7 protein-coding genes and 1 rRNA gene are annotated in these 12,293 nt (G+C 64.8%); 7 read left to right on the top strand and 1 reads right to left on the bottom strand.

Going from position 1 to position 12,293, the window contains the following annotated elements; all coding sequences use genetic code 11:
• Nucleotides 1-59: 59 nt before the first annotated feature.
• Entirely contained in the window at nt 60-1,580 is a 1,521-nt protein-coding gene (locus tag CBW66_RS22705; RefSeq protein WP_086139346.1) for a B12-binding domain-containing radical SAM protein, read from the bottom strand.
• Nucleotides 1,581-1,713: 133 nt separating this feature from the next.
• Between CBW66_RS22705 and CBW66_RS22700 the strand changes: the two genes are divergently transcribed.
• From CBW66_RS22700 to CBW66_RS29290, 7 genes are all read left to right on the top strand, one after another.
• Entirely contained in the window at nt 1,714-3,330 is a 1,617-nt protein-coding gene (locus CBW66_RS22700) for a DUF2138 family protein (protein WP_086139345.1), read from the top strand.
• Nucleotides 3,327-3,992, top strand: coding sequence for a DUF1175 family protein (locus CBW66_RS22695; protein ID WP_230492365.1), 666 nt, complete (start codon nt 3,327-3,329; stop codon nt 3,990-3,992). The genes CBW66_RS22700 and CBW66_RS22695 overlap by 4 nt, the downstream gene beginning before the upstream one ends.
• Nucleotides 3,989-8,554: an alpha-2-macroglobulin gene (locus CBW66_RS22690; protein ID WP_086139343.1), complete on the top strand. Its 4,566-nt coding sequence runs from the start codon at nt 3,989-3,991 to the stop codon at nt 8,552-8,554. The genes CBW66_RS22695 and CBW66_RS22690 overlap by 4 nt, the downstream gene beginning before the upstream one ends.
• Nucleotides 8,554-10,236, top strand: coding sequence for a DUF2300 domain-containing protein (locus CBW66_RS22685; RefSeq protein ID WP_086153672.1), 1,683 nt, complete (start codon nt 8,554-8,556; stop codon nt 10,234-10,236). Before CBW66_RS22690 ends, CBW66_RS22685 begins: the two co-directional genes overlap by 1 nt.
• Nucleotides 10,233-11,024: a YfaP family protein gene (locus CBW66_RS22680; RefSeq protein WP_086139341.1), complete on the top strand. Its 792-nt coding sequence runs from the start codon at nt 10,233-10,235 to the stop codon at nt 11,022-11,024. The genes CBW66_RS22685 and CBW66_RS22680 overlap by 4 nt, the downstream gene beginning before the upstream one ends.
• 10 nt (nt 11,025-11,034) lie before the next feature.
• Nucleotides 11,035-11,787 carry a YfaP family protein gene (locus CBW66_RS22675; protein WP_086139340.1) on the top strand — a complete coding sequence of 251 codons (753 nt, stop codon included), beginning with the start codon at nt 11,035-11,037 and terminating at the stop codon, nt 11,785-11,787.
• Nucleotides 11,788-12,190: 403 nt separating this feature from the next.
• Nucleotides 12,191-12,293, top strand: a 16S ribosomal RNA gene (locus CBW66_RS29290); the annotation flags it as partial.

Below are 12,293 nucleotides of genomic sequence, written 5' to 3'. Positions count from 1 at the left end.
TAAGGGAGAATGGCGCAGACCGCCACCGCTGTTCATGCGTCTATGTTTCCTGGCGCACCCTACGATGCCAGGTGGCGCGCCTGCCGCTGCGGCAGGGCGACGTCCGGACGCACCTTGGCGTTGCCAGTACTCACTTCGGCTGGTTTGGCATGCCCGTTGGCCTGTGCGCCGCCCGCATAGTCGCTGGCCACGAGGGCATTGGCCTCGACCGCGCTCATGCCGCGTGTCTGCAGCCATTGCGCCACCAGCTTGGCCAGGCGCTCCATGGCGATGCGGTGGGTGGCGTCCGTATGGGCGTACAGCCAGTTCGAAAAATCCATGAAATTTTCAAACGGCGCATCGCCGAGCATCCATTGCACGGTATTGGCAAAGCGGCCCGAATTGGCGACCAGGTCCCAGTAGCGGGCAAAGCGCACGAGGCGCTGCATGCTCATGAAGTCGAGCTGCTTGTTCGCCAGGATGGTGTACGGCGGGTGCGGGTCGAACACCATGCCATAGTTTTCCGTGTGGCGGATGATGGGCGTGCCGCGCAGCCGCTTCAAGATGCCGAACTGGATTTCATGCGGTTTCAAAGCCACCAGCTTGTTGAAGCCGGCCGCGAAGCTCGCTTCATCCTCGCCCGGCAAGCCGGCGATCAAGTCCACATGCAAGTGGGCGTTCGATTCCTCGCACAGCCAGCGGATGTTGTCGGCCGCCTTTTGATTGTCCTGCTTGCGGCTGACCAGCGATTGCACTTCGGGATTGAAACTCTGGATGCCGATCTCGAATTGCAGCGCACCGGGCGGGAATTTGCTGATGCCTTCTTTCAAGGCGTCGGGCAGGTGGTCGGGCACCAGTTCGAAGTGGGCGTAGATCGGGTCGTCCGGATTGGCCTCGATCTTATCTAAGAAGAACTGCATGATCTTCAAACTGGTCTTGATGTTCAGGTTGAAGGTGCGGTCGACGAACTTGAACAGGCGCGCACCGCGCGCATGCAGGGACTCCATCTCGGCCAGGAAATTCTCCAGCGCGAAGGGCCAGGCCGTCTTGTCCAGCGCCGACAGGCAGAATTCGCACTTGAACGGACAGCCGCGCGACGCTTCCACGTAAATCGTGCGGTGGCGGATATCGTCGTCTGTATACAAGGAGTAGGGCAGCTGCAGTTCCGCCAGCGGCGCCTGCACGCCCGCATGGATTTTCATCAGCGGCTTCGGCCCGTTGAGGATCTCGCCGCACAGCTTGGGGAAGGTGACGTCGCCCCAGCCCGTGATCAGGTAGTCGGCCAGCCTGACGATTTCCTGCTCGCCCGCCTCATGCGACACTTCCGGCCCGCCCAGCACGATGATGATTTCGGGCGCCACGCGCTTGAGCATGGCCACCAGCTTGGTGGTTTCCTCGACGTTCCAGATATACACGCCAAAACCGATGATACGGGGCTTGTTGACGAGGATGCGTTCGACCAGTTCCGTGGTTTTCGTGCCGATGACGAATTCTTGCAGCCGCGTCTGCGCCTGCAGCGGGCCCATATTGGCCAGCAGATAGCGCAATCCCAGCGAGGCGTGGGTATAGCGGGCGTTCAGGGTGGAGAGCAGGATGGTCATGAGAGGCGTTTGAATCGGCGAAACCGCTATTTTACGCTGTCGCGTCAGCGGTGCGCTGCGGCCGCCCATGCCATGTTACCATTTGCAATAATTACTAACTTGTCAATGCTTCGGCAAGCAAAAGGGATACACGGTGCTGGCGAAAAAAGTACTCACGAAAAAAGTCCTGCTCGGGACGCTGGCCGGCGTGGCCGTGGTAGCCGCCGCGCTGGTCGGCTACCGGGTCTTCGGCTGGGGCGCGCTGGGGCCGGTCAACGGCCTGAAGCTGGACTTGTCGCGGCCCGACGCGCTGGTCCGCACGAAAAGCCTGTCGGCCTTGCCGCGCGACCTGCTGACGGTGCCGCTGGCGCGCGACGTGCTGCGCGAGGATTTCCTGTTCTATTACGAGCAGAGCGAAGACCGGCTGGGCCTCAAGGGCAGCTTGCGCCGCATCGCCTATGAGCATGAATTGGGCTGGGGCGACCAGCTGTTGCGCATGGTGCTGGACCAGCCGGCGGAAGTGGCCCTGTGGCGCGACGCCGACGGCTCGCTCAAGCATTTCGCCATCGCCGTCTCGCGCAGCCAGCTCACGCGTTTGTTGGAAGAAGCAGGCAAGATCGCCTTGAAGGATACGCAGATGCGCGTGGCCGGCAGTTTGCGCGTCGATGGCGGCCAGGTGCCCGTGTATGCGCTCAACTACGCCTACCAGCGCACCTTGCTGTTTGCCGCGCACGGCCAGCGCCTGGTCATCCTGTCCCATCCCGGTATGCTGTATGGCGGCAGCGACGGCAAGCATGGCGATGGCACGGCCGAGAAAACCGTGGCCAGCCTGCTGGCGCCGGAGCCGGCCAAACAAAACGTCTTTCATGCGCAATTCCATCTCGACCCAGCCGCGCCCGAGGGCCACAGCATCGCCGTCAAGGCGGACTTCCTGTCGTTCGGCTACCAGCCCTTCTTCGGCGCGCTCGAAGCGCTGCGTTTCGATTTTCAAAAAGGCGCCTGGCAGTCGAAGGTGCTGCTCAATGCCGACAAGCTGAAAAATAGCGGCTACGACAGCAGCGCCCTGTGGCCGCAGCTGCCGCACAACCCGAGCGCCTGCTTCAGCGTGCCAGTGGACTGGGCCGCGCTGCAGCCCGTGCTCAAGCGCCTGGGCGACAAGACATCGGAGCCGGTGGTGTCGCTGGCCGGGCACTTGCAAGGCCCCGCCGCCGCCTGCTGGTACGGCACTTCGCGCCTGCATACGCCCGTGTTTGTCGCCACGCGCAGTGCGCAGGCAGGCGACGACGCTGTCTATGGCAGCCTGTTCGCGGCGGCCATCGGCGGCAAGGACCCCGTGCGCAAGACCACCGGCAAGGATGGCAAAGGTGAGTTCGTTCGCTGGGAGCGCAGCGTCGCCACGGCCCTGGGCCAGTCCAAGCCGGCGTTGGCCGTGGCAGGCAATACCGTTGTCTTCTCGGCCGACGGCAAGCTGGTCGACCAGGTGCTGGCCGTGCGCCGCAAGCAGGCGCCGGCCGCGAGCGACTTGCTGCCGGATGGCGCGCACACCATCGGCCTGATCGCGCCGGCATCGCTGGCAAAGCTGATCCAGCTGGAAGCCTTCGATACCCTGCCGGCGAATAACGAACCGGTCTTGCGCGCAGCCGCCAACGAGCACCTGGTGCCGCGCCTGGACGCCTTGAAAAAATATCCGCCGCTGCGCATGCTGCTCAAGCGGCAGCCAGCCAGCGGCACGTCATGGGAAACGCTGGAATGGCAGGAGACGGCGCGATGACGGTGTCGCATGGACGGCGCGCTGCGCTGGCGGTGTGCGTCGCTGCTGTCGCCGCACCCAAGGCCTGGGCCCTGCGCGCGGCCGCCGGGGGACAAGTACAGCTGTCGCAAGCCCAGAGCCGCGCCTTCCAGGCCTGGATGCTGCGCATCGTCAACGCGCAGATCGAACGGGGACCGTCGCCGCGCTGGACGCACCGCGATTGCGCCGGCCTGGTGCGCTTTGCCGTCAACGAAGCGCTCACCGTGCATGACGCGAAATGGCTGCATGCGAACGGCATCGCCACCGACCGGCGATTGCCGCCCGAACTGGAACTCGATGCGAACCAGGCAGCCTTGCGCAACCGCTGGGTGCAGACGGATGGCAAGGTCGGCCACTTCGTCACGGCGCTGGCGCTGGTGCAGCACAACAGCCGCTTTGTCGCCCGCGAAATCAGCCAGGCACTGCCCGGCGACCTGCTGTTTTTCGACCAGGGCGACGAACAGCATCTGATGGTCTGGATGGGAGCGCGCATCGCCTACCACACCGGTACCGTCACCCCTGACGACAATGGTCTGCGGACCGTCGATATCAAAGAACTCACGAGCTGGAAGGACACGCGGTGGCAACCTGTGGTCAACAATCCGAATTTCGCCGGGGTATTCCGGCTGGCGTTTTTATCATGAGGCCAATTTTTGTCATGAAGCTGTTCTTTGCCAGCCTGCTGGCCTTGGTCCTCATGGGCGGCGCCTCCGCGCAGCAGCGCGAACCGAGCAACTACAGCACTTTCAAGGGCGAGCCCTTCTTTTTGCTGTCCGACGCCAGTTACGGAAGCAATGACGAGGCGCGCGTGCGCCTGGAAGTGCCGGGCCGCGACATGGGGCGCATGAACCTGGAAGCGTATTCGGGCGCCGACATCGTGGTCTACCGCGTGCCCGAACCGATGGAGTTTTTGAAAAAGCAGCGCAATCTGCACCGCATCCAGGTCGAGGGCAATTACCAGGGCGAGGGTTTGGCCAATACCCTCAGCTTTTTATGGGACAGCTGGTGGAAGCAGTCGCGCCTGGCGTGGCGCAAGCTGTTTTCCGGCGACGCGCGCCTGGCCGTCACCAAGGAACAGCCGCAGCTGGCGACCAATGACGCGATCCGCCGGCGCACCGTGTTCGCCAATCATCCGCAGTACAATCCGATCAAGGGCATGGAGCTGGTCGACAGCTTCCGCTATCCGATCTGGCAGGCCAAGGCCATCACGCCGCCCAAAGGCGTGAAACTCGATGGATCGAGCAGCGACTTCATCGTCGCCGGCGCCGGCAACGTGATGATCCCGCTGGGCAAGCGCAAGCCGGGCCTCTACTTGGTTGAAGCGATCATCGGCGAGCACCGCGCCACCACCCTGGTGTTCGTGTCGGACACGGTGGCCGTCACCAAGGTCTCGTCCGGCCAGATGCTGGTGTGGACGGCGCGGCGCGATACCAGCGCCGCCGTGGCCGGCGCCAGCGTGGCGTGGACCGACGGCACCGGCGTGCTGCAGTCGGCGACCACCGGTGCCGATGGCGTGGCCTCGCTCGAGCGCGGCAGCCCGGAGCACACGTATGTGCTGGGCCAGGACGGCGCCGGCGGCGTGTTCGTGTCCGAGAATTTTTACTACGACAGCGAGATCTACAACACCAAGATTTATGCGGTGACGGACCGCCCCCTGTACCGCCCCGGCGACGAGGTCAACGTCAAGTTTTTGGGACGCGAGTTCACCTCCGCGCGCGCGTCGCAGGCAGCAAGCGCCGCGCCGATCAGCTTGAGCGTGCTCAATCCGAACGGCACGCCGCTGCTGACGCAAACGCTGCAGCTGTCCGCCGACACGGGCGCCGACACGCGTTTCCGCCTGCCGACGGAAGCGACGGCCGGCGGCTATGAGCTGCGATTCACGTACAAGGGCGGCGTATATGGCGCGGCCTTCCGCGTGGCCGAATACGTCAAGCCGCACTTTGAAATCAACGTCCAGCCTTCGAAACCGGAATTCAAGACGGGCGAGGCGGTCAAGGGCAGCATTGCGCTGCGCTACCCGGATGGCAAGCCGGTGAAAAACGCGAAAATGACCCTCTCGCTGCGTGGCCAGCAAAACACCATGGTCGAAGGCGAGCTGCGTTACAGCGGCCTGTTCCCGGTGGCCTTGAAGACCGAGGAAGTGACGAGCGACGGCAGCGGCAATGTGGACTTCAGCTTGCCGCCCGCCGCCGATCCCTCGCGCTATATATTGACCGTGCTGGCGACCGATGGCGCGGCCTACCGCGTCAAGGCGACGCGCGAGCTGATGATCGAACGCTCGATCACCACCTATCAGTTGAAGGCCGCGCGCCAGTTTTCCGATCCCGGACAAAACGTGCATTTCGACTTGCTGGCCGATGGCCAGGGCGCGGCCAGGCCGGTGCGCTGGGAGATGGTGCAGCTGGAAAAACAGAGCAAGACCGACGGTGCTTTCGATCCCAACGCCAAGGGCTGGGACGTGACATTCCCTGCCTCCGGTTCGTATCAGCTGGCGCTGCGCGACGAACGCGGCAACCTGCTGGCCGCCGCCAGCCACTGGGTGTCGGGTGACGGCGTGCAGACGACGCCGGGCAGCATCGAGATCGTGCTGGACCGCGCCCGCTATCGTCCCGGCGACACCGCCGAGGCCTTGATCACCTTCTCCGACAAGGTGGACCAGGCCCTGCTGACGCTCGAGCGCGACAAGGTCGAACACCATGGCCTGATGGCCGGCGCCGCCGATTGGTATCAGGCCAAGCGCGTGGCGCCGCGGCAGTGGAGAGTGTGCATCCCGGTAAAAGAAGAGCATGGCCCGAACATGACGTTCTCGGTGGCGTACACGCGCAATGGCGACTTCGTCTTCGAGAACGCCGGCCTGCAAGTGATCGAGCCGCGCATCGCGCTGCAGTTCAAGAGCGACAAGGAGGTCTACCAGCCCGGCGAGAAGGTCACGCTGGACGTCAGGGCGACTCTCGATGGCAAGCCTGTGAGCACGATGCTGGCGCTGGGCGTGGTCGATGAGATGATCTATGTGCTGCAGCCGGAAATCGCGCCGGACATCGGCGACTTCTTCTACCATCCGCGCCGCAACAACGTGCGCACCACGGCCAGCCTGTCCTTCATCAGCTACGACATGGCGCAGGGCCGCACGGCCGGCGCGCCCGCGCGCCACAACTACAATGAGCGCGGCGTCAAGGTGCTCGAACGTCCGCGCCGCGACAATATCGATACAGCCTACTGGGCGCCATCGCTGAAGACCGACGCCAATGGCATGGCGCGCGTAAGCTTCACCATGCCCGACGCGCTGACCCGCTGGCGCATTACCGGCCGCGCCATGGATGAGCAGGGGCGCGTGGGCCAGCGCACCGGCTATGTGCGGTCCGATAAAAACTTCTATGCCAAATGGACGGCGCCCGACTGGATGCGCGCCGGCGACGCGCCGCGCGCCTCGGTGGCCGTGTTCAACCAGAGCGGCAAGGAGCAGGCGCTCGACGTCGTCCTCTCCGGCGGCGCAGTCGGCACGCAAGCGAAGACGGAAAAGCTGTCCGCCAAGCCCGGCGTCAACTATGTCGAATTCCCGCTGGCGGCCGGCAGCGGGCCGCTGCGCCTGGAACTGAAACAGAATGGCAAGCTGGTCGACGCGCTCGATACCGCCATGCAAACCTTGCCTGCCGCCTGGAGCAGCCCGCGCACGCTGGTGCTGCCGCTCGATGGCTCCACCGGTGAGATTGCCCTCAAGCTGCCGGCCGACGCGCGCAATCTCCGCGTCTCGTTCGCTCAGGGCGCGGCCAGCCAGTTCGCGCGCATCGCCGACGATCTGATCGACTATCCGTATGGCTGCGTCGAGCAGACGGCCAGCCGCTTGATTCCGCTGGCGCTGGCCACCCAAAGCCTGGGGCCGGACGCCGGCGCGCCGTATGAACGGCTGCAGGCGACGCTGACCGCGCAGCGTTTGCGGCTGGTGTCGATGGCCGGCCCGAAAGCCGTCTTCGGCTGGTGGGGCAATGCCACCGCCGACAATGCCTTGATGACGGCGTATGCCTATTACGCCGACTGGTACGCCGCGCGCGCGCTGCGCATCGAGCTGCCGGCCGAGCACTGGAACAAGCTGCTGGCCGTCTACAGCGAAAGCGGCTTGAAGGACCCGCTGGGCGACCGCGCGCTGGTGCTGTGGATGGCGCACGAGATGGGCCTGCCGACGCAGACGCTGGCCTCGGGCCTGGTCGACGACAGCGCCATCGCTACCCTGGGCGGCAAGCCGCGCCAGCCTGGCGACAGCGGCAGCCTGCTGCTCGGCGGCGCCGCTGACCGCGAGGCGCAGGCGATGAGCTTTGGGCTGGTGGCGCTTGTCGCCGCCCAGAACGGCGTCGCCTTGCCGCACTCGCTGCAGCTGCAAGTGGCCAGCGCGGTGCAGGTCTTGCGTGAATCCAAAGCGCCGGTGGCGCAGGCCTTGCTGATGCTGGCCGGCGAAGTGCCGGCTACCCAGGCCGAGGCGGTGCTGGCCAGCGTGCGCGCCGAGATGCCGACCCTGGACCGCGCGATGACCTTGATGTGGGTGCAGAAGAAACTGGGTGGCGTGGCGTTTGGCAAAGGGCCGGCCATCACCCTGGACGGCGCATGGCAAAAGCGCGACAGCCGCAGTGGCCAGCCGTTATGGCGCTGGACCGATGCCAAGGGGCTGCCTGACAAACTGCGCCTCGCTGCATCGACCCCGACGCCGGCCGGCACGGTGGCCGTGGTGCAGTACGACAGCCATGCCGCCGAAACGCAGACCTTGCCGGTCACCGTCGAACGTCGCATCCTGCGCATGAAGGCGGGCAAGGGCGGCTACACGACGGAGCTGGTCAAGCCGGGCGAGACCATCAGCACGGACGCGCTGTATCTCGATGAAATCACCCTGAAAGCGGCGCCGGGCACGAAACACCGTTTCGGGCTGCTGGAAGTGGCGCTGCCGCCGGGCGCGATGGTCGAATCGACCACCTGGGGCATGGTGATGGCGGGCGACAAGCCGGCCGCGCTGGAACGCGCGCGCCATACGGAGCGCCGCGACGGCTACGCCGTGCCGGTCGAGCCGTTGGAAGGCGACGTCACCGTGCGCCATCTGATCCGCTTTGCGCAGAAGGGCAGCTACGTGCTGCCGCCGGCGCGCTTCTACCGCATGTACCAGCCGGAACAGAAGGCCTTCGAGGGCGGCGGCAAGAACACGCGTGCGCTGAAGGTCGAGTGATGGGCTTTGCACGTCCAGCCTTGATGCTTGCCACCTTGCTGGCCGCGCCTGCCTGGGCGGCTTCGCTGGACGTGGCCTGGTGGCGCGACGGCAAAGTGGAAGTGCGCCAGCTGCGCCAGGGCGGGCCGCCGCCGCCATCGTTCGACGGTACGCGGCAAGTGCCGCTGGCCAGCCTGTGGAAGCTGTTCGTGTATGTGTATGCGAGCGATACCAAGGTGGCGATGCCGGACTACCGCTGCGGCGGCCGCGACCCTGAAGAAGTGTATTGCTGCGATGCCGGCCAGAGCATCGGCCACGACGCGGCGCTGGCGCAGTCCTGTGGCCTGTTTTTCTCGCCCAAACGCCTGATGATTGCAAACGCGCCGTGGCGCAAATACTGGACCGGCCGCCTGGGGGCCGCACCGGCGGGTGAGTTTGCCTGGCTGGCCGACACGGCACAACTGGCGCCAGGGCGCATGGTCAAACTCGACAGCCTGCTGCGCGCGCTGGGCAGCATCCCGGCCGCCAGCCGCCAGGATGCCGAAGCGGCGCTGCTGCGGGTGGTGCTCGATGGGCGTGTCGGGCGCGGCGCCGGCACGGCCCGCTGGTTCGGCAGCCAGCTGCGCGTCAAGACTTACTCCTGGCATCAGGCGGGTGGGCGTATCGGCGGCGCGGCAGGCTGGCTGGCCGACGGCACCCCGATCTGGTTTGGCGGCGCGGGCGGCAGCAGCAATGTGTTCGAACAGTGGGCGCCCAAGCTGGCCGCCAGCCTGCCGCCGGTCGGCGCGGCCGACGATGGCGGCTGCGTGGTGGTCGATTACTTCAAGCGTTATCCGATCCGCGCCGTGCGCGGCGAGCGCGGTATCGCCGCACCCGGCCCGCTCAATGGCCGCTACCATGTGCGCTTTGAAAATGGCCAGAACCTGGCCTTGCGCAGCAATGGCGAACTGATGCTGGTGCAAGACAAGGGCGGCCGTCCGCAATTGCGCGGCCGCTTCGGCGTCAATGACTACGTGGCGCGCGTGCTTGACCGCGAAGCCAATGCGAATGAACCGGAAGCGGCCAAGGCATTGGCGATTGCCGCGCGCACCTATCTGCAGCAGAACGCGGTGATGGTGGCGGGCTGCCAGCAGATCGCCGACAGCAGCGCCACCCAGCGCGTCAGCCCCAGCTCCGCCACGCCGGCTGCGCTGGCGATCGCGCGCTGGACCGATCAATTGATCGTCGATGGCGTCACCGTGCGCTATCACAGCACCACGCCGTCCGAGGGCACGATGGCGTGGAGCGAAGCGGTGCGCCAGGCCAAACAGGGCAAGCAATATGATGAATTGCTGGCGGCGGCCTACCCGGGCGGCGCGCTGAGCACCTTTGGCAATACCGGCGCGCGCTGCCAGCGCCTGGCGCAGAACGAGGACTGGCTGGCGCGCTCCCTGCCGCGCTGGCGGCGCGTGCTGCAGCGCGAGGCCGGCTACGAGGCGCCGGCGCAGGCGCCGCTGGTGTGCGCCCTGCAAAGCGGCGCGCCGTATTCCGAGCAGTCGCGCAACCGCATCTACATGCGGCCCTTGGCCACGCGCGAGGACCGCATCACCCTGGCCCATGAATACCTGCACCTTGGCCTGCGCAATCATCCGCGCGGCCAGGATGAAGATTACGTGGAACAGCTGGCGCGCCGGCTGGTCGACCTGAACCTGGAGGCGATATGAAGGGCTGCGTGCTGATGGCTGCCGCGATGGTGCTGGCCGGGCCTTGCGTGCAGGCCGCCGACAAGAGCATGAGCACGCCCATCGGGGGCTGGAACCGCGCGGGTTTGACTGATAAGTCCGATGAGCTGGCGGTCAACTATCCTTATTCGCTGATCGATCGCGGCGCGCAGAGTGGCCGGCGCATGATCCGCGGCGAGCTGGAAAAAGCAGGCAAAACCCGGCCCGTCCACAAGCTGGTGGTCAATGGCAATCCGACCCCGCTGTACACGGACGATGACGGCCGCTATGCGCGCGCCTATTCCTTCGGTTCCGGCTCGAACAGCATCGAGATCCGCTCGCCGGACGGCAAGCCGGTCAAGCGGGTGCAGTTCTACGAAGCGGACCGCAGCCGGCCGCAGCCCATGATACGGATTATCGCCGCATGGGACGACAGCCAGGCCGAGGTCGACCTGCATGTGGTCACGCCCGATGGCCAGCATGCATTCTGGTCGCATCCGACCCTGACCAATGGAGGCGGGCTTGACGCCGACACCGTCGACGGGCCTGGGCCGGAAAACTTCATGATGACCTCGCCCATGCGCGGGCTGTACCAGGTGTGGATCAATTACTGGGGCAATTTCAGTGGCGACGGTTATCACTTCGACGAAAAAACGCGCCAGCGGCCCGTCATTACCAGCCGCATCACCCTGGTATTCAATGAAAACACGGCGCGCGAGCGGCGCGAGGAGTTTGTCGTGCCCTTGCGCGGTATCGGCGAGCTTACGCTGGTCAAGACTTTCAAGTATTAAGATCGAGATAATGAAGATACTGCCGATTTCCTTGCTGCTATTGCCACTGTGGGCGCAGGCCCAGGTCACCATCGATGCGCCCAAGGGCGGCTGGCGCAATTCGGCCGGCGCGCAAGAGGAATATACGCAAGCGGTCAATTACCCTGCCGCCTCGGTCAACCTGCAGCCGGGCCAGAGCGAAACGGCGCAGATACGCGGGCGCATCGCGGGCGCCGTGAAGGGCAAGCCGGCCACGCTGGTGGTCAACGGCGTGGCGATGCCGATGGAAGTGGGCGAAAACGGCGCCTACGCCCGGCCCTATGGCTTCGGCAGCGGTTCGAACAGCGTGGAAGTGCGCTCGCCCGACGGTAAAAGCCGCGCGCGCACCCAGTTTATCGACAGCTACCAGGGCAAGACGCAGGCGCGCCTGCGCATCGTGCTGTCGTGGGACAGCGCGGGCACCGACCTCGATCTGCACGTGGTCACGCCGGACGGCGGCCACGCCTGGTACGGCAATCGCGTGCTGAAAGACGGCGGCGCGCTGGACGTGGATGTGACCACCGGCTATGGCCCGGAGATCTTTTCCAGTGCGGCGCCCCTGAAGGGCAACTATCACGTCTACGTGAACTACTACGGCAGCGGCGAGAACACCTCGGTGCTGACGGTGGCGCGCCTGTCGGTCATTACCAACGAAGGCACGCCGCGTGAAAAGCTGCAGAGCTTCCAGGTGCCGATGCGGGCAGCCGGCGAATTGACTTTGGTGAAGTCGTTCGTGCTGCCATAAAAGCCCCTTGCGTAGCCGCTGGCGCTTGGCTATAATTCGCCCCCTCGCTGAACGACGCATGCACATGCAGCGTAAAGTGAGAAAAAAGAAGGAGTTGACGGACGTAGCAAATTGCTTCATACTCTTCCTTCTTCGCAGCTGACAAACACAACGCTTTGTCGATAGCGCGAGTGCAGTAAATAAGCAGTACCGAATACCGTTCTTTAACAATTAACAGTCGATAAGTGTGGGCATTTGATGTAAGTGCAGCGCTGCGCAAGCAGCGTCAAACTTAAAATATCAAATGTTCACGAAGAAATAAATGAAATAGGACGCTACGCAAGTAGTGGCCTGTCAGTTGTTTTTGAAGTGAGCGACCCGCTAGCAATAGCGGTGCCGGTAAAACGGCAAAGTAACAGAGATTAAACTGAAGAGTTTGATCCTGGCTCAGATTGAACGCTGGCGGCATGCCTTACACATGCAAGTCGAACGGCAGCACGTACACATGCAAGTCGAACGGCAGCACG

Origin of the sequence: Janthinobacterium sp. GW456P, assembly GCF_002127655.1 — a bacterium.
Classification (GTDB): Bacteria; Pseudomonadota; Gammaproteobacteria; order Burkholderiales; family Burkholderiaceae_D; genus Janthinobacterium.
This window is presented reverse-complemented; position numbering and strand designations above follow the sequence as displayed.